Source organism: Gloeocapsa sp. PCC 7428, assembly GCF_000317555.1.
GTDB lineage: Bacteria > Cyanobacteriota > Cyanobacteriia > Cyanobacteriales > Chroococcidiopsidaceae > Chroogloeocystis.
In genome coordinates this window covers 3,081,945-3,105,602 of record NC_019745.1, presented here as the reverse complement: position 1 = coordinate 3,105,602, position 23,658 = coordinate 3,081,945, and the positions used below count along the sequence as shown (strand labels likewise).

Genomic DNA, 23,658 nt, shown 5'->3' with positions numbered 1-23,658 from the left:
ATTAAGTAAAGCGATGCTGAACTCGCAGCAAATGTTTATTTACCACAAAAGCAATTAGTACGTGCAAGCGCAAGCCGCAAGCTTGCATATGATATTTACATCCTCTAAATCTATTTTTGAGGATTATGGCTAATTGCTAATAGCTAAGCGCTGTTACTAAGCTAAGAATACAGAATTCAGAGTTAACTTGTATGCTGCCAGCAAGCCAAGCAGAGGCAATGATTTTAGATTTGGTGCAACCCCTAGATGGAAAGCGACACGGTGAGGTTGTAACACTTTTAACAGCAATTGACCGCATCCTGGCAGCACCAGTTGTGAGTCAGTTGGATTTTCCGCACTGGGATAATTCCGCGATGGACGGCTACGCGGTGCGTTACGAAGACGTTAAAAGTTGTCACGCAGATCAACCCGTCGCGTTAGAAATTGTCGAAGAAGTTCGCGCGGGACAAGCACCAAAACGCGAAGTCAAACCAGGACAAGCCGCACGCATTTTTACAGGTGGGGTGATGCCTTCCGGAGCCGATACCGTTGTGATGCAAGAACATACAAAACGCGAAGGCGATCGCGTCATGATTTTAGCAGCACCACCCGCAGAAAAAGCTTTTGTCCGCCAGGGAGCATCGTATTATCAAGCAGGAACGCCCCTTTTATTGCCAGGAATTGCGCTACAACCTCCAGAACTCGCGGTACTAGCAGCAGCGCAGTGTACCCAAATCAAAGTTTATCGCCGCCCACGCGTCGCCATTCTTTCGACGGGTGACGAATTAATTACCCCCGATCAGCCTTTACAACTCGGTCAAATTGTCGATTCCAATCAGTATGCTTTAGCCGCCCTTGTCGCGCAGACAGGTGCAGAACCGTTGCATCTAGGAATTTTTCCTGATAAACCCAATATTTTGCGTCGCGCGATTTCACAGGCGATCGCCACTGCTGATGTTGTCTTATCCTCTGGTGGTGTCTCGGTTGGTGACTACGACTACGTAGAACAAATTCTTGCCGAGTTAGGCGCGACAATTCATATTCGTGCCGTCGCTGTTAAGCCAGGAAAGCCCTTGACATTTGCAACATTTCCTGCATCAGCAGCGTCTAAACATAAACCTGTGTTGTATTTTGGTTTGCCTGGTAATCCTGTTTCTGCTTTAGTCAGCTTTTGGCGGTTTGTCCAGCCAGCATTACGCAAGCTTTCTGGACTCGCACACAGTTGGGGACCGATGTTTGTGCAAGCGCGATCGCAACACGATTTAAAATCCGACGGTCAGCGCGAAACTTATCTTTGGGGACAACTACACCTCATCGATGGTGCCTACGAGTTTCATTTAGCTGATGGGAGCCACAGTTCAGGCAATTTAATTAACTTAGCACAAACCAACGGCTTAGCCGTTATTCCCATTGGTCAACCCGCGATCGCCAAAGGTGAAACTATCCGCGTGTTACAAGTCGGCACACCTTTAATTCCGCTAGCCCACACCAAATAACATTAACATTGTGACAAGCAGTTGTATCTAACAATGCAACTGCTTGCATTCAACAACAAAAAGTACAATAAGCTAATTTACAATCTGCCCGTTAACATAGTGTGTTGCTTCACCTACCGTTCCACCTACTTGTTGAGCGAAAGATAACGCACGTTCGTAAGAAGTGAAAGAAGCGACTTGAACTGACCGAATTCCTCTTCCTCTAACAATAGAAAATGCATCATTACATAGATTTATTCTAATTTTACTAAGATTTCCTCCATCTATAAATACTGGCCAATATGTTCCTTGCCTCTGAAATGGATCTCCACAAGTTTTGCGAGGAAATGAGGCATTTCTAGAGACAGTTGCTCTATTACTTCCGCGAGAACTAGTTACAGATTGTCTCCCACTGTTAGCAGTTCTTAAGCTACAAACATAAACTAATTGCATTTCACCAATACTATCAGGGACAGGTGAACGCAAATTAGGTGGTATAGCAAGATGACTTAGATCGTAATCGCTTAACACATTGCCGTTAGCATCGTATCTAACTTGTCTTAATACACCTATTTTATTGCTTACACAATCAACGTAAATCAAGGATTTTATAGTTTTAGTTTTTGCTCTATCAAAAGAAATGTAAGAACTCGAAGATGAGTCTTGTGCTTCAATTAATTCATTCCAAAAAGTTCTACTATTTCCTGTTCCTTTGATGCTATCAACATCTACAGCTAGATAAGGATCAGGATTCAACACTACCCATTGCCTTGCTGAAACAGAATTTGTAGAAAATATTGCTACTAAGGAAACAGTAGCTGCTATAATTTTTTTCAACATAGATTTGCTTTTCTATTTTTAAATAGATAGAAAAACTCAAAAATAGTAATTTTTGTTAATTCGTCGTTGAGTCTGAGTTAGGAATAACTATTTACCTGAGTTCTATATCAAATATATGCATCGTAAGTATAAGCAGTGTTAAAGAATGACTCTTATTTAGACTAAAAATTATGAAATTACTGTAAATTTAGTAGTTACTCTTCACAATGACTAAAACCAGCCGCGCTTACCATTGGGGCGCACGGTCATCCAATTGATTTTCGCTTGTGTTAGCTGCTCATCCGAAACTTTTGCCCCAGTAAGGTTAGCACCACACAAATTCACATTTTGTAAATTAGCCTCGCTTAAATCAGCGTAGCTTAAATTAGCACCGCGAAAATCGGCTCCTTCTAAATCAGCAGAATGAAAGTAAGCCTTCGTTAAAATCGCTTCTCTAAAATTAGTTCGCTTGAGGCTAGCGTGGCTAAAGTCATTACCTGACAAAATACATTTAAAAAAATTTGTGCGGTCTAATTTTGCCGCACGAAAATTTACCTCTGATAAATCTACTCGCTGTAGGTCAAGTAAACTCAAATCGTAAGAAGCAAAATCTCTTCTGCCTTTGATATAAGACAAAACTAAATTATCAGCATCGAGCTTTCTAGGGGGTGCCGTTTTAGGTTTCGCCCCAAGGACTGAAGGTGCAGGGGTAAGTGTTACTGATGGTAGGGGAGGTTGTACAGGTGTATTCGATACCTCAGTCAGATTCGCTTTTCTCGCACGAATCGCCGCCGCCATTTTTGCCCGCGATTGCGCAGCATGACTTCCAGTATAAGCGCTTGTCGTAGTCGCTACTGGCGTTGTTGTAGGCGTTGTTTGCTTCACCATTCGAGGTAATTTCGGTTTACGCACCGCCGAAGGTTGCGCCGCCATACTATTGGCTAAGCTATCCATGTATGGTTCGAGTTCGAGGGCGGTAAGAACATCATTCGGTGATTGATAGCGATGTCGTACCGAACCTTCTACCATTTTTTGTAAGACTTCGCGAAAGCGATCGCTAATCTGTACTTTGTTTTGCCACAGCATTTCCCCCGTCGAGGAATTATAGTCTAGATCCTTGGGAGATTTCCCAGTGAGCAGATAAATGCAAGTGACTCCTAGTGCGTAAACGTCACTTGCATAAACAGGACGCATTGCAAGTTGTTCAGGCGGTGCGAAACCTGGAGTTCCCACCGCAAAAGCTGTTAAGGCTGTATTTTCTGACATACTCGTTGTTTGACTGACTTGGTCTTTCACAGCACCAAAATCGATTAACACGAGTTTGCAGTCCTCATGACGACGAATAATATTAGCGGGTTTGATGTCGCGGTGAATCACCTGTTGGCTATGAAGATATTGCAGCGTTGGTAAAATTTCACTTAAAAATTGTTTGACCCCAGCTTCGCTAAAAGGACCAGAGCGTTTGATTTCCTGTTGCAGTGTTAAACCATTTATGTACTCTTGAACCAAGTAGAATTGTTCGCAATCTTCAAAGTAGTCAAGTAGCCTAGGAACTTGCGGATGACTGCCAATTTTACCCAAAGTTTTAGCTTCCCGTGCAAAAAGCTTCCGCGCCATATCTAACGCTTCTAGCGATGTCGCCGAAGGGCGAAGCTGCTTAACAACGCACTTAGGTTCACCAGGTAACGTGACATCTTGCGCTAAAAACGTCGCACCGAAACCACCTTGTGCTAGTGCTTGCAGTGCGCGGTAGCGATCGCGTAATACCAATTGAGCGCCACAAGCTGCACACGTTTGACGAGAACTTGAGTTTTGCGGATGAGAACAGTTGGGATTTAGGCAATAGCTCATATGAGCGTTTACTCGCTGTTTCAGGTAACACTGGGAGCGATCGCACCCTGCTTCAATTATTTAAAGAAAAATTACTCATAGCCACGTGATTTATACGGAAAACGAGAGATGCGGCTCTAAGTACCCGTATTCCCTTACTCATTAATTGCCCAGCGCAGGTAAGATACTTGCCCTCCTATAGCAGTCTCGTTGGGGTAATTAGGACATCGAATACGCTAAGTTGATAGTTGACAGTTGACAAAGTCTTCCCACACTCTCTTCACTGTCAACTGATCTCTGACCCCTGACCTCTAACCTCTGACCTCTGACTCCTAACCTCTGCTATCGCTCCTAGAGCGTGTTTTAAAACTGGGTTAGCAAAAAATATAGAGTTGGATGTCAAACGAACAGATTCCGGTTGTCCTTAAGTGCGTCCCATCGTATTGTTGCAGACAACTAAAACTACCTTGCTATGTTGTTGACTGTAGTCCCTATTCCTTGTGGCTGTAGTTTTAAAACAGAGCCTAGCCATACTACCAACTCGCTCTAAAATTTCTAACTTTAGATAACTATGTATTTGGCGTTGTCCCCCCTCAGTTAGGTGTAAGTCCTTTTTTGTAATCGTTAAATTGGCACTAGTCAACTTGCCACAAATTGTTGGTGAATACTTTACTCAAAGGAAAAAGCGATGACTGAGAACAAGCAACCAATTGATAAGGATGACGAGAATATTGAACCTAATATGCAGCAACAGGAGGAGCAGCCAAGCAGTTCGGGTATGGGTGCAGCGGCAGCTGGCGCGGCTATTGGTGCTATACTTGGCGGTCGAACTGGAGGAATCATTGGTGCTGTAGCAGGTGCAGCAGCAGGGGCGATGGCTGGTAGGGGTACCGCTGAGGCTGTTAATAAGACTGTAGAAGGTGTAGTAGACGCTGTAGAGAGTGTAGCCGAGAATGTAAACGAAACTGTAGAAGTTGTAGGCGAAGCAGTAAAAGATACAGCTGAGTATGTTAAGCCCTCTGTAAAGGGTGCAGTAGACTCAGTCAAGGAGACAATTGAGGAAGCAAAACCTTCCATCGTTGACACAGCAGAAGCAGTCAAAGAGACAGTTCAGGAGTCCAAACCCGCTGTTGTAGAAGCTGTCCAATCTGCATCCGAAGAGGCTAAGCCAGCCGTAAGAAGTGTAGCTAACTCGGTAAAAGGTACAGTAGACTCAGTCAAGGAGACAATTGAGGAAGCAAGACCTTCCATCGTTGACACAGCAGAAGCAGTCAAAGAGACAGTTCAGGAGTCCAAACCCGCTGTTGTAGAAGCTGTCCAATCTGCATCCGAAGAGGCTAAGCCAGCCGTAAGAAGTGTAGCTAACTCTGTAAAGGACACAGCAGACTCAGTTAAGGGTGCAACACAAGGTGTAGCTCAATCTGTAAGAGGTGCGGTTGAAGATGTCAAACCAGCCGCACAGAGTGCCGCAAACTCAGCGATGGAAGCAACAAAAAGTGTTGCTGACTCAGCTAAGCGTGCAACTGAGGAGGTTCAACCATCCTCAATCAAGAAAAAGCAAGTTGAGCTACCAACAACAACTACAAACACTGAGACGCTGGTTGCTTCCAGCGAAGCAGACTTACAAGAACGGAAAGTTACTCCGGTAGAAATTCGCGATCGGAGAACTGATGTGTAAAAGTAACCTTGTCAGGGAAGAGGACATCAACAGGTTTTGTTGAGTTGACGTGAGACAGTTTAACCAAGATTATCTTAAAAAATCTTTCCCTGATTAAATACACTAGCTAAGGTAGCAACAAGTATCGGAACAGAAAACTGGTTTAAGGCTGTAGTGCTTAAAAATAAGCTGTTTCAGCCCTCATCTCTAAGGCTTCTGGATGGTTAGTTTTATCAAGCAAAAACTGATTTTCACTATATACTCATAGCGAAATGGGTAATTAATGCTTAAAGCAGTCCTTGATTCCAGTTTGGTGTTCCGTTGCTGTCTGTTGTAGCCAAGCAATACCACTACCACGTGAAACAACTTACAACGAGTTGCAGGAAAACTCGTTGCGGATTGATTGCATTTGCCTCAACTGTGCCTGACGGGTGGACTCGATAGCAGCTATATTTATTCTTAATTACCATGCGCATTGCTGTCATGAATCTGGTTGCAAAGAAAGTAAGCAACAAAAATTCTTAGTTGCGTTCGCAGACGTTGACACAATTGCAGCGCATCATATGCCTGCTACGGTGCGGTAATCTCTTCAAAGCTTTGCAATAATTTTGATAAGATAGTCTGGCTAAGGTCTAAGCAAGCACACTCCATGCGTATTTCTCTGAATTGGCTGCAAGAACTGGTTGAGTTGACGCTTTCTCCTGAAGAATTGGCGGAAACGTTGACAATGGCAGGATTTGAAGTAGAAGAAATTGAAGATCGCCGTGCATGGGCAAAGGGTGTTGTTGTTGGGAAAGTGTTAGAGTGCGATCGCCATCCGAATGCGGATAAACTCAGTGTTACTAAAGTCGATGTCGGAACAGCTTCCCCAGAACCATTAAATATTGTCTGCGGTGCGCCGAATGTCCGTGCGGGAATATATGTACCCGTCGCCACAGTTGGTACTTACCTGCCCAAAATCGACGTCAAAATTAAAGCAGCAAAACTACGCGGAGTCCGTTCTGAAGGCATGATTTGCTCTTTAGCTGAGTTAGGACTTGCTAAAGAATCCGCAGGAATTCATATTTTTGAGCAGGAACTCGAATTAGGAAGTGATGTGCGCCCGTTGCTTGGTTTAGATGATGTCATTTTAGACTTGACAGCAACTGCAAATCGTGCTGATGCGTTAAGCATGGTGGGTGTCGCGCGCGAAGTCGCCGCAATCACAGGAAAAACAGTGCAACTACCAGAAGCACCAGAAATCTCGATTTCTGATACTCAGAAGAATTTAACACTCAAAATCTCGCAGTCGCAAGCTTGCCCTGCGTATATTGGTACAGCGATCGAGTCAGTTAAAATTGCTCCTTCGCCTGCGTGGTTACAACAGCGACTGCAAGCTGCGGGAACTCGCCCGATTAACAACGTTGTTGATATTACTAATTACATTCTGCTCGAATGGGGTCAACCGCTTCATGCATTTGATCGCGATCGCCTCTTAGCCGTCAGTGGAACTCAATCAGACTTAACAATTGGCGTCCGGTTTGCGCATGGCGAAACACTCAAAACGCTCGATGGTCAAATGCGCACGCTTTCCAGTCAAGCTTTACTCATTACCGCACACGACGAACCAGTTGCGTTAGCGGGAGTTATGGGCGGCGAAGCAACCGAAGTACATGAAGGTACGCAAAATCTCGTTTTAGAAGCCGCACTGTTCGATCCTGTCGCGATTCGGCGGTCGGCGCGCAGCCAAGGTTTACGTACCGAAGCTTCTGCAAGATACGAGCGGGGAATCAACGCGGCTGAATTAGAATTAGCCTGTCGTCGAGCCATAATGCTTATTCAGGAACTGGCTGGCGGCGTTCCTGTGCAACAAGAATTTGCTGACGCACGACCTGAGATTGGCGCAACGTCACGTTCGATTGAATTACGGCTTGATCGCGTCAACCAAATTTTAGGACCAATCGACTTAGAAGACACGACTGGCGAACTTCAACCAGCAACGATCCAGCAAATTCTTACCGCCCTCGGATGTCAGGTAAAACCATCATCTGAACAACAAAAAGTTTTGACTGTAACTGTCCCGCCATATCGTCATCGCGATCTAGAGCGTGAAATTGACTTAATTGAAGAAATTTCGCGGCTTTATGGCTACGATCGCTTTTGCGATACTTTACCTGAAAAAACAGAACCTGGTTATCTTTCCTTAGAACAGCAACTTACCCGCCAATTTCGCGAAGCTTTCCGCGCCGCTGGGCTGACGGAATTAATTCATTACTCGCTCGTCAAACCAGGACAAGATCGACAAATTGTCCTTACCAACCCGATTTTTGTTGAATATTCAGCGCTGCGTACCGATTTGATTTCTGGTTTAATCGATGCTTTTCAGTACAACCTAGAGCAGGGTAATGGTAGCCTCAATGGTTTTGAAATTGGGCGCATTTTCTGGCAAGAAGAAGATGGATTGCTCGAAGCTGAGGCTATTGGTGGTATTTTAGGCGGCGATCCAACTCAAGGAAAGTGGACATCGGGTGGAAAAGAGCGTCCGCTGACATGGTTTGAAGCTAAAGGCATTTTAGAAAGCGTTTTTCAACGCTTAGGGTTAAAGGTAGAGTACCAACCAAGTCATCAAGATTCGCGCCTACATCCAGGGCGTACAGCGTCGTTGTGGTTGCAGGGAAATCGCTTAGGTGATTTTGGACAAGTTCATCCGCAACTACGCCAAGAAAAAGGCTTACCAGATGCGGTTTATGCGTTTCAACTTGATTTAGATGTGATTTTAGATTACTGGGATCGCGACGAAGTTTTAGTACCAAAATTCCGTTCGTATTCTACATATCCACCGTCACCCAGAGATATCGCATTTTTCGCGCATCTCGACGTTTCTGTTGCGGAAATAGAACGCGCGATCGCACTTGCGGCGGGAGAATTGCTCGAATCAGTTGAATTATTCGATGAATATCGCGGCGAACACGTTCCCCAAGGACAAAGAAGTTTAGCGTTTCGCTTAGTGTATCGCGCCCAAAATCGCACTTTGACGGATGAGGACATCGAACCTGTACACCAAAAAGTGCGAAAATCTTTGGTAGAAAAATTTGGTGTGAATCTGCGCAGTTGAGCTTGTGTTATGCCTAAATACGTAATGTGGGGAAGTTATTGCGAGGATGTGCTAGAAAAACGCGCTCCTCATCGACAAGCTCATCTCGACGGGCTAGCTGCGCAAAAAGAGTCAGGTGTATTGATTACTATTGGTCCAACAAAGGATTTAACAAAGGTTTTTGGCATCTACGAAGCTGAAGATGAAGCAACAGTTCGTCAACTTGTTGAAGCCGATCCTTATTGGAAAAATGGTGTTTGGACTGAGTACTTTATTAAAGAGTGGATTCAAGCTTTTTAAGGAGGAAGTGAACCACTAAGGCGCGAAGAACGCGAAGAAATAAAACTCTTATTCCTTGGTGTCCTCCCTACGAGAAGCCCTTCGGGTTCGCAGTCGCTTCAAGTCGGCACCGCCCAACGCGCTGCTCACTGCTGACGCGTCTATGTGTTCTTTATGGTTCGTTATTTTGCGTAAGTATTAGATAATACGAACTAATCAAAAGGGCTTTAGTTTAGGTTAGGAGTTACGCACTTGCCCCCTAAATCCCCCATGAGTGGGGGACTTCAACTCAGATTCCCCCCACCCCCTCTCACTCTCCCCCAATGCATGGGGGAGAAGATAAGGATGAAACTTTTGTGTTTGGGGCTAGGGGGGCGGAATAGATTCAACTGCGTAAGTCCTGTAGGTATTGATGACAAAAGTCGAGTGCAACAGCTAAATCGCTGGTTTGCTGGGGATAGTTAACGGTTGGTCTACTGATTGTCATTAATGGGATACCGAGTTGAGTTGCGACAAGGCGTTTTGTATCTTCACCCCCTGGTTTTCCTGAGGCTTTGGTAATGACAAGTTGAATTTTCCACTGACGCCAAAGCGCAAGTTCTAATTCAGCAGAAATCGGAGGACGCAAACAGATTAAGCGCTCTGGGGTAAAACCTGCTTTTGTTGCGGCTTCAAGGGCGATCGCAGACGGGAGAATTCTCGCAAATAACGTGGCGCGATCGTGCCAAGCTTGAAATAGGTGTAGTGGTCTGTAACCTACAGTTAATAAGACGCATTTGTTTTGCAAGCGGTTTGTTGATAATAAAGCTTCAAAGCTATCGAAATGCTCGGTGCCATCTACAGTAGATGATAAGATTGGGCGTTCATAGCGCAAATAAGGAATTTGTAGGTGTTGCGCCGCCGCGATCGCATTTTGCGAAACTTCGACAGCATAAGGATGTGAAGCATCCACAATCGCTATGATTTGTTGCTGTTTGACAAATTCAGGAATTTGAGCGCCAGTTAAACGCCCTACCCAAACTGTTAAACACGGTGCAGGATTGTAGAGCGATCGCGCCGCAGAAGTTGTTACAGAAATAATACAGCGGATATTGAAGTTCGCGATCGCCGCCGCAATTTCAACACTTTCTTGAGTCCCGCCAATCAACCACAACTTGCCATACGCTGGTTTACAAGTTGGAAGTGACTGAGCAAAAACGGGAGGAATACGCAACGCAGCTAGCCTTTTAGTGCTTTCCGGAAGTTTTGTCGATAAGATTTATTAGAGATTAACAATGCAGGCCATAATAATGATAAAGACAAGCGATTGGAAAAACTACGCGAAAACGTAGTGCGATGAAACCCCTTCCAAAATTTCCAAGTACCTATTGCATATACAACAATCAAGCCAAACACAATTAAGTTCATTGCCTTAAACCACCTGTACAACGGATCGCAAAGTCAAAATTGGTATCTTAAGCTGAATTTCCTCTCCCACTACTCTTAGTGTAAATTAGCCCAGAGAAATCTTTATAGCGAGCAACATCAGTCACTTTGAGTTAGTTGTAGCTCAAAAACATGGTCATTCGCAATACATTAGACTTCCTGCATGAATCACAGACGCCCTCCGACTAAAGTCAAGGGCTATCCAGGCAAAGTGTACGAAGGTACACTCAAACAAGATTTTTGAGAGGGTAAGGCAGGTCTTACCCGTAGTCCAGGTCGGTGGACAGGGTTTATTTAGCTGACGAATTTATTCGCGATTCGCTTCACGTAGGAGGTCTATTAACTTAGCCGCTTATCTGGTGGGTAAAGGTGACTAGTGTAAGTAGTGACTAGGTGTAATAGCAAATTAAGTTAGCATACGTGTCGAACTCTAAAAACCTTGACTACTAAGTTTTCTGTTCCTGAAAGGGTATGTCATTACAACTAACCACTAACAACGATAGCAATAGTCTGGTTATTTAATCGAAGATGATATCAATAGTTGTCTAGCGCTCAAACTTTCATGCACGGAGCCATTATACCATTTCACTAAATGAGAACTACAAATACTGCTCCCCGTATGTATCAGCCCTAAAGTAAAACAGTACTACTCTTATCTCGCAACGACATTGACTTGTTCTCGATAGACGCATAGTTGTACGTCTCTACACTGACATATATGCCTAATGAAGTTTACGCTTAACGGATGTATCCTGTGGAAGTACCTTAAGTTTCAAGATACGTAGGAAACTATAACAAGACTTGCTTTTTGCCAGAGTCATTGACTTGATGTCAGTGATGAGGGCAAATCATCTAAGGAGGAATTATGCGTGCAGTGCTGATGGCTGGAGGGTCTGGAACGCGGTTAAGACCGCTGACTTGTGATCTTCCTAAACCGATGGTACCTATTTTAAACAGACCAATTGCGGAACATATTATCAATCTTCTCAAACGACATCAAATAACCGAGGTTATTGCCACACTGCATTATCTACCTGAAGTCATTCGCGATTATTTTCAAGATGGCACTGACTTTGGCGTAGATTTGATTTATGCCGTTGAAGAAGATCAACCCTTGGGTACCGCAGGCTGCGTGAAGAACATTGCGGAATTACTCAATGAAACATTTTTAGTGATTAGTGGTGATAGCGTTACAGATTTTGACCTCACCGCAGCGATTGAGTTCCATAAACGCAAACAAGCCAAAGCAACCTTAGTTCTCACTCGCGTTCCCAATCCGATCGAATTTGGGGTCGTGATTACTGACGAAGACTATCGAATTCGGAGATTTCTAGAAAAGCCATCCACAAGCGAGATCTTCTCGGATACGGTGAACACGGGTATATACATTTTGGAACCGTCAGTTTTAGAGTATTTACCAGCAAATCAAGAATCTGACTTTTCTAAAGATTTGTTTCCGTTGTTGCTAGAAAAAGGCGAGCCGATGTATGGCTACATTGCGCAAGGGTACTGGTGTGATGTCGGACATCTTGATGCGTACCGCGAAAGTCAGTACGACGGCTTGTTTGGCAAGGTAAAACTTGACTTTGCGTACACCGAGACAAAGCCAGGACTTTGGGAAGGTCAAAATACTTATATCGATCCGAGTGTTGAAATTTGTCCTCCGGTATTGATTGGTCACAATTGCCGAATTGGACCGCGAGTGCGGATTGATGCTGGAACGGTAATCGGGGATAACGTGACGATTGGTGCGGATGCTGATTTAAAACGACCAATTATCTGGAATGGTGGAATTGTCGGCGAAGATGCAGAACTGCGAGCGTGTGTTATTGGTCGCGGGACACGCGTAGATCGCCGCGCGCAAGTATTAGAAGGTGCGGTCGTTGGTTCGCTTTCTACCGTTGGAGAAGAAGCGCAAATTAGTCCTAATGTTCGTGTTTGGCCAAGTAAACAAATTGAATCAGGCGCAATATTAAACATTAATTTAATTTGGGGACAAACCGCACAACGCAATTTATTTGGTCAGCGTGGGGTTACGGGGTTAGCCAATATTGACATCACACCCGAATTTGCCGTGAAGTTAGGCGCAGCTTACGGCTCGACATTGAAGCCTGGCTCACAGGTGATGATATCCCGCGATCAACGCAGCATTTCCCGAATGGCGACGCGATCGCTAATTGCGGGTTTAATGTCTGTAGGTGTCAATATTCAAAACTTGGATGCTACCGCAGTACCAATGTCGCGGACTGTTGTGCCAACTTTGGGCGTCGCTGGCGGAATTCACGTACGACTGCACCCCGATCGACCTGATTACCTGTTGATTGAATTCATTGACAACAAAGGCGTCAATATCTCGAAAGCACTCGAAAAGAAAATTGAGGGCGCGTACTTCAAAGAAGACTTCCGACGGGTGCAGATACATGAGATTGGTAATGTTGTCTATCCGATTCAGATGATCGACACTTACTGCAATGCTTTTGAGAAAAATTTAAACGTAGAAGCCATTCGCCATAGTAACTCGAAAGTTGTCATTGATTACACGTATGCCGTATCGGGTGCGGTTTTGCCGCAACTTTTAGCGAAATTTGGTTGCGATGCTGTAGTGTTGAATGCCAGTTTGAAACAAACGGCGGTTTCTTCAGTAGAGAAAGAAGCACTCTTACAGCAGCTTGGTCATGTTGTCGAAGCATTGCGAGCGACTTTTGGCGTCCAGGTATCCGCTAACGGAGAACAACTAATTTTGGTTGATAAGTTGGGAACGCCGATTCGCGGTGAAATGTTAACCGCCCTGATGGTGAACATGATTCTCACCGCACACCCTCGCGGAACTGTCGTTGTCCCCATTCATACATCGAGTGCTGTCGAACAAATTGCCCGTCGCCATGATGGTAAGGTAATTCGCACTAAGGCAAGTCCTACCGCACTCATGGAAGCTTCTTTGCCAAGTGCTAACCCGAATGTCGTTCTTGCTGGTAGTGGGGATATGGGATTTATCTTCCCGCAGTTGCATCCTGGGTTTGACGCGATGTTCTGCATTGCGAAAGTGATTGAGATGTTGACGGTTCAAGAGCGATCGCTCGCGTCAATTCGCGATGACGACTTACCACAAGTGAGCCACCGCAGCTACACTGTACGCTGTCCTTGGACAGTTAAGGGAGCATTGATGCGCCATCTAGTCGAAACCCACAACGAGGAGAATCTAGAGTTAGTTGATGGCGTGAAAATCCGCTTTGAAGATGATAATTGGATACTGATTTTGCCCGATGCGGGTGAACCACTGGTACATTTGTTCGCTAACAGTAATGATCGTAATTGGGTAGATGAATCGCTGAGGGAATACCGCACCCGCGTTCAATCATTTATTGAACAACAACAAGGAGTGGAAGCTTACAGCAACAGCCCTCAGCAGTCAATCGTGAGTTAAGAGTAAGGGGTGAGGAGTGAGGGGCGAGGAGCGAGTGGAATTTAAAGAGGTAAGGTATGTCTTACCCGTATCATAAGGCTCCCTTGCTCCCCTACTCTAAAAAAAACTTGACCTCCGACCTCCAACCCTTGACCCCTAATTAAAGCGAACACATAGGAGAAGCGAATGAATAGCTGTATTTTGATGGCAGAAATTGTGCAAGCGCCACAACTGCGTTATACGTCTGACAACATGGCATTAGCGGAAATGCTGATTCAATTTCCAGGTTTACGCGCAGAAGATTCCCCTGCGACATTAAAAGCTGTCGGCTGGGGAAACTTGGCGCAAGAGATTGAACAAAATTATCAGCAAGGCGATCGCGTCATCATTGAAGGTCGTTTAAGCATGAGTACTTTTGAGCGATCTGAAGGCTTCAAAGAAAAACGTGCTGAGTTGACAGTACAACGAATTCACGCAGTCGATAAAACTGTAGATACAACGGCGACAAAAGCTAACCCCAAAGCTGCACCCGCTGCTGTAAGTTCGCGTTCTGAAAAAGCTGCCAAGAATGTTGATTCAGACACGATGACTCGTACCGCAACGGCGACTTCGACAACAAATCGAACTGATGTCATAGCTGACTTTGCGACTTATGAGCCACCTGTAAGAACATCGTCAGCACCGCTACCATCTAGCGAAGACCAGGATATCGACGATATTCCGTTTTAGGAGGAGCGAGTGACTAGTGGGAGAGTAGGAGAGTGGGAGTGTGGGAGAGATTTAATTGCTTTTTTCCCTACTACCCTACTACCCACCTACCCGCCTACCCTCTACTATCCCACTCCGCCGCAGCGTCAGCAACAGCTTGGTCTACGGTTTTTTCGCCTAACATGGCGGCTTGTAGATTGTCATAAATTGCGCGTTGCAAGACATTGCGGTTTTCCATTGCGGGAACTAAAACTTCAGCTTGCTGCAATTGACTAGCGCTGACAACGCGGGCTTTTTCGACTGTTGGCGCATCATTTGGTACTGACTTAAAGTAGCCGTCTGAGAGTGCTGCTACTGTTGAGGGTAAGACATTGGCAGCTTTGGCAAAGGCAAGCTGATTTTGATTATTTGTGACGTACAGCGCAAATTTTAACGCTGCATCTGGTTGGTCGGTGTTGGCAGGAATGACTAAGTTCATGACCGCAACGTTTTTCTTGCCTGTAGAACCTGTTATTTGTGGTGCGGTAGCTGAAACTTCTGCGATCGCTGGTGCATTTTTAGCGATCGTTCTTAAGAATTCTGGGCCTGAAGCTAATAACGCAGTTTGTCCTGCTTGGTACTGTTCTATACCATACCTATGCCCTTGTGTCAATACTTCGGGTGGAATCAGTTCGTTGCGATACAAGTCTACCCAATACTGAAAGACAGCCCGACCTTCAGGAGTATTAAACGCGGCGTTGCCTTGCGCGTCTACCAAATTAACTCCCATTTGCACAAAAGATTCTAAGACTTCGGCAGAATCTTCAGGAACAAACGTTGTAAAAAAGGCATACTTGCCAGTTCTTTCTTTAACTTGTCGCGCCACTGATGCTAATTCTGCATACGTCGCTGGCGGTTGACTCACTCCTGCTTGATTTAATAAATCAGTGTTATAAATTGTTAGGCGTGTTGTGAGATACCAAGGTAAACCAAAACTTTTGCCATTGATCGTGCTTGCTTTCCAAATATTAGGGAGGTAAGTTTGGCGAACATCCGCACTGACTTTGGCATCTAAATCTAACCAAGCATTCCGCGTTGCTAGCTGCGAAGCAAAACCAGGGTTTAAGTTGACAACATCCGGTGCGGTGCGTGCGGACATTGCAGTCAGAATTTTACTTTCCATTGCTGACCAGGGAACATCAACCCAGTTAACTTCAATTCCAGGGTTTTCAGCTTCAAAAGCACTGATGAGGTTGTTGAAGAAATCTGTAAATTGTGGCTGGAGTTGCATTGTCCAAAATTCCACATTAGTGTTACCTGACGCCGATTGCTGGGTACTATTATTGACGTTACCAGTACCACAACTGACAACCCAACTCAGAGTTAAACCTAACAAAGCGAAAATTCCGAGGCGTTTCCAACCTCTGATTTTGCTAAAAAAGACTGATACTATCGGCATTTTTCAAACGTCACGTGCTGACTTATACGAGCAAAGCAATTCTAAGCTAAAGTAGCAACCATTCACTTTTTATAGTAGAGGTCAGAGGTCAGGGGTCAGGGTTAATAGTTATTTGGAGTAGCGGAAAATCGTGTGCGAAGATCCTTTGTTCAACAAATGTTACCAGACAATGATCCTCAGCCTCTATGATGCCCTAACGATATTGACCATTGCTATAAGTCTCTCACTCTCAGTTTCTTTTTACCCTCTAGACAACCAGCAAAACTGTGCTTAACCGCTTCCAGACACTACCTAACCGCTTACAAATACTGCCAAAACGAACTAAAGGAGTTGGCGTTGAACTGGCTCCTGAACGGATTAATATTGCCCAGCTACGCAAACAAGGACAGGGAATAAGACTGGCAGCGTTTACCTCGGTTCCCGTACCCGAAGGAATTTTTCAGGATGGTCAAATTATTGATCCACCAGCGCTTGCTGAAATTATTCGATCCGCCTTAGCCCAAAGCAAAATAAAAGCTAAGCGAGTTGCTACCGCTGTTCCTGGAAGAGATTCACTCGTGCGTTTAATTCCTTTACCTGCCGAGTTAGATGACCAAGAATTACGCGAAATGGTACTCAATCACGAAGCGGGTTTGTATCTCCCGTATCCGCGTGAAGAAGCTGATGTCGATTATCAAAAACTTGGGTATTTTGTGGATGAGGACGGAATTGAAAAGGTACAAGTCTTGTTAGTTGCTACGCGCAAAGAAGTTACGGATACTTACATCGATACATTTCAACAAGCAGGGTTACAAGTTGATGTTTTAGAAATTAATAGTTTTGCGTTGTTACGCACGATTCGGGAGAAACTGCGCGAATTTCCTTCGCAAGAAGCCGTTGTTTTGGTTGATATTGAATTTGACAACACTGAAATTGCCATTATTGTAGATGGAATACCGCAGTTTTCGCGGACTGTCCCGATTGGTACATTTCATCTGCAAAGTGCGCTGTTGCGAGCACTGCACTTACCAATGTCTAGAGATACACAAGTCTTACTACAGTCGGTGATTATTCCCACCACGACAACTGATGAAATGGGAGGAGTCATCAGTACGACAGTTGACCCTGGTACCGCGGCAATGTTGCGCGTGATGGGAGAGTTGATTGACGAATTACGGCGATCGCTCGATTTTTATCTCAGTCAAAGTGAAAATCTCGAAGTTGCCCAAATTCTCTTGGCAGGACCTGGTGGCGGATTAGTAAACTTAGATGAGTTTTTCCAACAACGAGTAAACATTCCCACCGTACAAATCGATCCTGTGGCAGCTTTGTCATTAGAAGTTGATGAGAAAAAAATTACTCCTGGACAACGCCCAGGACTCGGAATTGTTCTTGGTTTAGGAATGCGCGAGATTTAGTTAACTTGCCTGTCAGCTATCCATCACGATCAACACTAAATTTTATGTACAGTCTAGACATTAACTTTATTCGCGATCGCCCAGAGTACACCTTAAAAAACGCTGGTGCTAAGAAATTAAAGCTACTCGCTAGCGATACAACCCCCTTGTATTTGGGAATTGCGATTGGCGTTATTTTACCTGCGATGATTGGTGGCGCGTGGTTAATCATGCAAACGCGCATTGGGCAACTTGAAGCCGAAAATGCCGAGCTTGATGCTGAATTAAGCCGCTTGGGACTGCAAGAACAAGAAATTCAAACAACGCAAGCCCAAATTAATCAAATTCGCACAGAAACCCAAGCTTTAGCTACGGTATTCAATCAAATCCGTCCGTGGTCAGCGATGTTACAGGATATGCGCGATCGCATTCCGCGTGCAGTCCAAATTGAAACTATCCGCCAAACCGCTGCTGCAACTCCCCAACCCAGTCCGCAAGCTGCGAATAATAACAATAACCAGCAACAGCAACAACAAGAAGGACAAGATCAACAAAACGCTGAACAGCAGCAACAACAGCAAGCGAACCAGCAACCAGCACAAGTCCCCGCAGGTAATATTGAAATTGCCGGAATTGCTCGTTCTTTCAACGATGTCAACGATTTCTTACTAACACTGCAACAATCAGCATTTCTCAAACCGACGGATACAAGAATTGTAACGGCTGAGTTGGTAGATATTGCCGAACCAGGGACAGTCGCTGTACCCCAAGCAAATGCCACCGCAGTAGTGACGCCTCAAGCTGTAAGATATACAATTCAATCAACGTTGAGCGATGTTCCTGCCTCAGAGTTGTTAAGAGAACTAGAGCGTAAGGGTACATTAGGATTGGTAACTCGCATTCGCACACTGCAACAGAAAGGTGTGATTCAACAATGACGGTGACTGAAGACTTTATTCCTGAAGAAAGCATTGAGTTTCAACCAGTAGCGCCAAGTTACCCTAAAGCATTTGGCGTGACGCTGACTCCGGCGGTAAGCGGTGTGCTGATTGCGCTGTTAGGGCTAGCAGGAAGTGTTTACTTGGTTGTTAATTTGTTAATGCCAACGTGGCAAAGACACCAAGAATTGCAAACAAGTCGCGATGAAAAAAATGCGCTGGTTGAACAAAAACAACTTGCGATTCAACAAACCGAACAAGTTAGAGCCGAGTTAGCCCAAGTCAAACAGCAAAATGCTCAAGTTCTCACATTGTTTGCTGACGAGCGCACGTTAGATACCTTGTTATTGGATTTGAACCGTGTTGTAGAATCAGGTAATGCCCAAGTACAAAATGCCCCTAGGGCAAAACTGAAGCGATTTGTCCCCGTTAATCAGTCACCAGAAATTGTTTCAGATGGTAGCCTTGGAGGGGCTGTCAATGGAAAACTCAAGCGCCAAGTTGTCAATATTGAGCTAGAAGGCACTTTCGAGCAAACGCAATCAATCATTCGCAATATTGAGCGGCTACAGCCATTATTGATAGTTAAAGATTATCAATCATCCCTGGCACAAACCGGAGACAGTCAGCAACCTGGTGTTGTGCAGCCACGAGGCGCAGTTATTACAACATCTTTTCAGTTAGAAGCCTTAATGCCAGCTAGCCCCGCCGAAGCAGCCGCAGCAGCAAGTAACCAGAATCAACAGTAAGTAAATTGTAGAAAAAATTCTGATTTTCGGATTCTAGCGATCGCCTGTATGGTTAGAACTTTGTCAAAAGATAAAACTATTTCCCCATTACAGGCAAAGGAATATTCACCCTTTATTTTAACGTTGACCACTATGAGCAAGGCACTGCCTTGCCCCTCTACCGTATTTCCACTGAAATTTTAATATTCAATATATTAAATTTCTTATGCATTGTCGGTGGAATTGCTCTTGGACACAAAGGATAGATAGCGTTATTTTTTTTATATTTTGTGATATAAAGCTAGCTGGAAATAGTTAATTAGTGAGCAATTAATTATACTAATTTGAATTGCCAACGATTTAATAAACATCTTTTTCAGCAACTCAGTGTTACGCTCATTATTCAAACTTGGTATTCGTTGTTTTACCAGTTTTCGCAAGAAGTATATAACATTTTCTAAACCTAAACAAATTGAGTAACAAAGTAAAAAGGCTGAGGAGAAAACAGTGAGACAGCTTCCAGGTAGTGGAGTGATATTAGCTGGAGCAACAATAACGTTGCTAGCAGCACAGCCCGTGTGGGCAGCAGCAACACAGGTGACAGCAGTACGGCTGAATCCAACAAATCGCGGGTTGAATGTCATTCTAGAGACTGCCGCAGGCGATCGCCCGCAAATTTTCACGAGCAGCCGAGGTAACGCCTTAGTCGCAGATATCATCAATACGCAGTTGCGTTTACCACAAGGCAATAGCTTTCGTCAAGATAACCCAGCCCCTGGTATTACCGCAGTCAGTGTCACTCAACTTGACCGCAATAGCGTCCGGTTAGTCGTTGTTGGAAGTACCAGCACTCCTACGAGTCAGCCTGCGGCTAAAAATGCCCAAGGAATCCTCTTCAGCATTAGTCCGACATCTGGCGCTGCACCTGTTGCACAAGCGCCAGCCCCGCAACAACCACCTGCACAAGCTCCTAGTCAAGCTCCTGGAGTACTCGTTCCCAATCCTGATGTGCAAATTCAAGGCGCACCCACGCCCCAACCTGGAACACCAACACCACCCCCCTTCTTACCACGTGCGATCGCCCCACCAGTAGGCGATATCGCGGTTTCCAACGTTGATTCTTCTGCCTCAGCGATTGATTTAGAAACCAACGAACGCGTACCGCGCTTGGTCTTACGCGATGCGCCGGTGAGAGAAGTGCTAGCCCTCCTCGCGCGGGCGGCTGGACTCAACCTCGCGTTTAGTGCGGCTCCCGCACCTGGTACACAGCAAGCGCAAGCTGAGCCGACTCCTGGGGGCGAGGAAGGACCAAGAATTTCGTTAGATATTGAAAACGAGTCGGTACAAGATGTTTTTAACTACGTCTTGCGGATCAGCGGACTACAAGCGAACCGCACAGGACGCACGATTTTTGTTGCGCCACGCTTGACGAATGAAGCGCGTAATGTCATTGTCCGCAGCTTGCGACTCAATCAAATCAATGTGGGAAGTGCTTTAAACTTTTTAGTCGCCATGGGTGCCGAAAGTGCCGTCAGCCGCGAACGTGTTGTCACAAGTGTGAATGCGGTTCCGGTGGGAGGTTCCGCAACGCCTGTCACGCAAACGCAAACGAGTACAGAAACGCGAGTCGAAACGCAGCGAATTGACTTCCAAGACTCGATACCACTTTTACGCGGTTTACAAGTTGTCGGTGACGAACGCACAAACTCTGTCAGCTTAATTGGTACTCCTCGGCAAGTTGAGATTGCGACGGCGCAATTGGTGCAAATCGATTCGCGTAGGCGTCAAGTCGCTGTTAACGTCAAGATTGTTGATGTTAACCTGCTAAATACAGATAATGTCAACACGAGTTTCTCATTTGGCATCGGAGACAGTTTCTTTGTGAGCGATGGCGGTTCGGCTGTCTTTAATTTTGGCGGGACTAATCCACCGTCAGCAGGTACTGCGCAAACAAACCTGTTTGGTCGCCCTGTCATTCCCAATCCTTTTGCTGAAGGACAACCGTTCCTTGAAGCCCAGCCGAATGCGCCTTTTGGCACAGGTGCTCCACAGCAATTTGCGAATCCGCCATTACAAGGGGGTAATGTTCAAAATGGATTTGGTACGTATCCTCGCCCTCCGTTTGGAACCAACAACAATCCTCTGCAACCTGGAGTCACAAATATCCCTGAGACAGGTCCGATTGAGTTTAGCTTACCAACCTTATTTCAATATCCGAGTAGATTTCTTTCGCGTCTCCAAGCTGTGGTGACGAATGGCAATGCCAAAATCCTGACTGATCCAACGCTGACAGTGCAAGAAGGACAAACAGCGATTGTTAACCTCACACAAGAAGTATTTGGAGGATTTAGATTACAAACGCAGACCGACCCGACAACAAACTTAACAACTCAAGTTCAAGAACCGATCATCAAGCAAGCAGGTTTAATTTTACAAGTCAGAGTGGATCGCATCGACGACAATGGGTTTGTCTCGTTGTCCGTTGCGCCAACAGTTTCAGCAATTACAGGGGAACAGACAACGCCGCAAGGAACAATTACGCTGCTATCATCACGTCAGTTAACTTCAGGACAACTGCGTTTGCGCGATCGCCAGACTCTGATCTTATCCGGCATCATTCAGGAATCAGACCGCGTTGAGGCGACCAAAGTTCCGATTTTGGGTGACATTCCCATCCTAGGAGCGTTATTTAGAAGTAGAAGAATAACGAACTCGCGTCAAGAAGTCATTGTGTTACTCACACCTCAAATCATCGATGATTCGCAAAACGCCTCGTTTGGCTACAACTATACTCCTAGCCCCGATGCCAGAGAAGTATTAGAACGCCAACGTTTTCAGGCGCCAAGGTAATTAGGCTTAAAGTTCCGAGGAGAATTCCCCATCCCTGACCTCTGACCCCTCCTACACCCATTTTTTCAGGCAAAAATGTCACTTTTTTTGGGTGAAAATACCTAAAAAATGTTGAAATCCATATATCTTAAAGGTTTCACCGATCCATATCGAGCTAGCACGCCTTAGAATAGGGCATTGAAATATCGAGCCTAGGAGAGTTTCAGCGATTGTCTTGAAATGAAGCCTCTTGCTCGACTACAAGCTGAGTCTCCACACATCCTGAGATTCGGTAGTTTCGTCAAATCTAATCTGTAAACTCTAAGGAGATCCACATGAACAAAGGTGAATTAGTTGACGCGATCGCAGATAAGGCAAGCGTTACCAAAAAGCAAGCCGATGCAGTTTTAACCGCAGCTTTAGAAACAATCATCGAAGCGGTTTCTTCTGGTGATAAAGTCACGCTGGTAGGTTTCGGTTCGTTCGAGCCACGCGAGCGCAAAGCCCGTGAAGGTCGTAACCCGAAAACAGGTGATAAAATGGATATCCCAGCAACAAAGGTGCCTGCATTCTCCGCTGGGAAGCTTTTCCGCGAAAAAGTGTCACCAGGCAAAGACTAGTAAAACTGCTCACATACTTGATGCGACCTATTCACGGGGGGAATTTAGCCTGGGCAGCAGCAGTTGCTGGCTGTTCCCCTAGCGATATTCTGGATTTTTCTGCAAGTATCAACCCCTTGGGACCGCCCAAGAGTGCGATCGCAGCAATTCAAGCGCATCTAGGGGATCTAAGCGCTTATCCAGACCCCAACTATGGGGAACTACGCACCGCGTTAGGTCAATGGCATCAATTACCACCCGAATGGATTCTGCCGGGGAATGGCTCGGCAGAATTACTTACCTGGGCAGGCTGGGATTTAGCACAACTTGCTAAAACTTACTTATATACCCCAGCCTTTGCCGATTACTATCGCGCTTTGAAGGCTTTTGGTGCGACAGTGCAGGAATGTCCGTTAGAACTAAAGATCGGGAGTAACGTTGCAGCATCAAAGTGCGGCTTACTTTTGAATAATCCTCACAACCCTACAGGGCAGATGTTTTTGCGGGAAACCATTCTGCCTTATCTTGAGCAATTTGCTTTGGTTGTGGTGGATGAAGCGTTTATGGATTTTCTGCCGCCTGGTGAAGAACAAAGTTTGATTCCTCTGGTACAGAAGTATCCCAATTTAGTCATTTTGCGATCGCTCACCAAATTTTACAGTTTACCTGGGCTGCGACTCGGATATGCGATCGCGCACCCAGACCGTCTACAAAGCTGGCAACAACGACGCGATCCGTGGACGGTTAATACCCTTGCAGCAGCGGCGGCGATCGCCGCGATTCATGACAGCGAATTTCAACAGCGAACTTGGGCATGGCTACCACCCGCAAGAGTGCAATTGTTTGACGGTTTAGCGCAAATACCAGGGTTGCAGCCTTTAGAAAGTACCGCTAACTTTTTACTGGTGCAATGCGAATCAAGTCAAATTTTACAACAGCAGTTGTTACAGCATTATAAAATTTTAATTCGCGATTGTTTGAGTTTTCCTACCTTAGGCGATCGCTTTTTCCGCATTGCGGTACGCTCAAATGAAGAAAATGAACGTTTGTTGCAAGCATTGTTTCAGCTACTAGCGATTAGCAATTAGCTATTAGCTAAATA

16 protein-coding genes are annotated in these 23,658 nt (G+C 45.3%); 12 read left to right on the top strand and 4 right to left on the bottom strand.

Features of this window, described 5'->3' with window-relative positions:
- Positions 1 to 191 precede the first annotated feature (191 nt).
- Positions 192 to 1,475, top strand: coding sequence for a gephyrin-like molybdotransferase Glp (gene glp / locus GLO7428_RS13635; protein ID WP_015189140.1), 1,284 nt, complete (start codon positions 192 to 194; stop codon positions 1,473 to 1,475).
- Between the two features lie 72 nt (positions 1,476 to 1,547).
- On the opposite strand, the gene GLO7428_RS13630 is transcribed toward glp, so the two are convergent.
- Together GLO7428_RS13630 and GLO7428_RS13625 are read right to left on the bottom strand one after the other, a co-directional pair.
- Positions 1,548 to 2,294 carry a hypothetical protein gene (locus GLO7428_RS13630; protein WP_015189139.1) on the bottom strand — a complete coding sequence of 249 codons (747 nt, stop codon included), beginning with the start codon at positions 2,292 to 2,294 and terminating at the stop codon, positions 1,548 to 1,550.
- 210 nt (positions 2,295 to 2,504) lie between these two features.
- Positions 2,505 to 4,124: a serine/threonine-protein kinase gene (locus GLO7428_RS13625; protein ID WP_015189138.1), complete on the bottom strand. Its 1,620-nt coding sequence runs from the start codon at positions 4,122 to 4,124 to the stop codon at positions 2,505 to 2,507.
- Between the two features lie 667 nt (positions 4,125 to 4,791).
- On the opposite strand from GLO7428_RS13625, the gene GLO7428_RS13620 reads away from it, so the two are divergent.
- From GLO7428_RS13620 to GLO7428_RS13610, 3 genes are all read left to right on the top strand, one after another.
- Positions 4,792 to 5,781 carry a hypothetical protein gene (locus GLO7428_RS13620; protein WP_015189137.1) on the top strand — a complete coding sequence of 330 codons (990 nt, stop codon included), beginning with the start codon at positions 4,792 to 4,794 and terminating at the stop codon, positions 5,779 to 5,781.
- Positions 5,782 to 6,409: 628 nt separating this feature from the next.
- Positions 6,410 to 8,854 carry a phenylalanine--tRNA ligase subunit beta gene (pheT, locus tag GLO7428_RS13615; RefSeq protein WP_015189136.1) on the top strand — a complete coding sequence of 815 codons (2,445 nt, stop codon included), beginning with the start codon at positions 6,410 to 6,412 and terminating at the stop codon, positions 8,852 to 8,854.
- A 9-nt stretch (positions 8,855 to 8,863) separates the two neighbouring features.
- Positions 8,864 to 9,133, top strand: a complete 270-nt coding sequence (locus tag GLO7428_RS13610; protein ID WP_015189135.1) for a YciI family protein — start codon at positions 8,864 to 8,866, stop codon at positions 9,131 to 9,133.
- 364 nt (positions 9,134 to 9,497) lie between these two features.
- On the opposite strand, the gene GLO7428_RS13605 is transcribed toward GLO7428_RS13610, so the two are convergent.
- On the bottom strand, positions 9,498 to 10,325 hold the full coding sequence (locus GLO7428_RS13605) for a cobalt-precorrin-6A reductase (protein WP_015189134.1): 828 nt from the start codon (positions 10,323 to 10,325) through the stop codon (positions 9,498 to 9,500).
- A gap of 1,077 nt (positions 10,326 to 11,402) precedes the next feature.
- Between GLO7428_RS13605 and GLO7428_RS13600 the strand changes: the two genes are divergently transcribed.
- Positions 11,403 to 13,961 (top strand): mannose-1-phosphate guanyltransferase, encoded by a 2,559-nt coding sequence (locus GLO7428_RS13600; protein ID WP_015189132.1) that lies wholly within the window; start codon positions 11,403 to 11,405, stop codon positions 13,959 to 13,961.
- Between the two features lie 165 nt (positions 13,962 to 14,126).
- Entirely contained in the window at positions 14,127 to 14,669 is a 543-nt protein-coding gene (locus GLO7428_RS13595; protein ID WP_015189131.1) for a single-stranded DNA-binding protein, read from the top strand.
- Positions 14,670 to 14,763: 94 nt separating this feature from the next.
- Here the strand turns inward: GLO7428_RS13595 and GLO7428_RS13590 are convergent, their stop codons facing one another.
- Positions 14,764 to 16,086: an ABC transporter substrate-binding protein gene (locus GLO7428_RS13590; RefSeq protein ID WP_015189130.1), complete on the bottom strand. Its 1,323-nt coding sequence runs from the start codon at positions 16,084 to 16,086 to the stop codon at positions 14,764 to 14,766.
- A gap of 266 nt (positions 16,087 to 16,352) precedes the next feature.
- Between GLO7428_RS13590 and pilM the strand changes: the two genes are divergently transcribed.
- The 6 genes from pilM (at position 16,353) to cobD (ending at position 23,644) form a co-directional block, all read left to right on the top strand.
- Entirely contained in the window at positions 16,353 to 17,483 is a 1,131-nt protein-coding gene (gene pilM, locus GLO7428_RS13585; RefSeq protein WP_015189129.1) for a type IV pilus assembly protein PilM, read from the top strand.
- Between the two features lie 44 nt (positions 17,484 to 17,527).
- Entirely contained in the window at positions 17,528 to 18,400 is an 873-nt protein-coding gene (locus tag GLO7428_RS13580; RefSeq protein ID WP_015189128.1) for a PilN domain-containing protein, read from the top strand.
- Positions 18,397 to 19,149 carry a hypothetical protein gene (locus GLO7428_RS13575; protein ID WP_015189127.1) on the top strand — a complete coding sequence of 251 codons (753 nt, stop codon included), beginning with the start codon at positions 18,397 to 18,399 and terminating at the stop codon, positions 19,147 to 19,149. The genes GLO7428_RS13580 and GLO7428_RS13575 overlap by 4 nt, the downstream gene beginning before the upstream one ends.
- Before the next feature lie 486 nt (positions 19,150 to 19,635).
- Entirely contained in the window at positions 19,636 to 21,978 is a 2,343-nt protein-coding gene (locus GLO7428_RS29050) for a type IV pilus secretin family protein (RefSeq protein WP_015189126.1), read from the top strand.
- A 314-nt stretch (positions 21,979 to 22,292) separates the two neighbouring features.
- Positions 22,293 to 22,577, top strand: a complete 285-nt coding sequence (locus GLO7428_RS13565; protein WP_015189125.1) for an HU family DNA-binding protein — start codon at positions 22,293 to 22,295, stop codon at positions 22,575 to 22,577.
- Between the two features lie 17 nt (positions 22,578 to 22,594).
- Positions 22,595 to 23,644 (top strand): threonine-phosphate decarboxylase CobD, encoded by a 1,050-nt coding sequence (gene cobD, locus GLO7428_RS13560; RefSeq protein WP_041918628.1) that lies wholly within the window; start codon positions 22,595 to 22,597, stop codon positions 23,642 to 23,644.
- Positions 23,645 to 23,658: the final 14 nt, after the last annotated feature.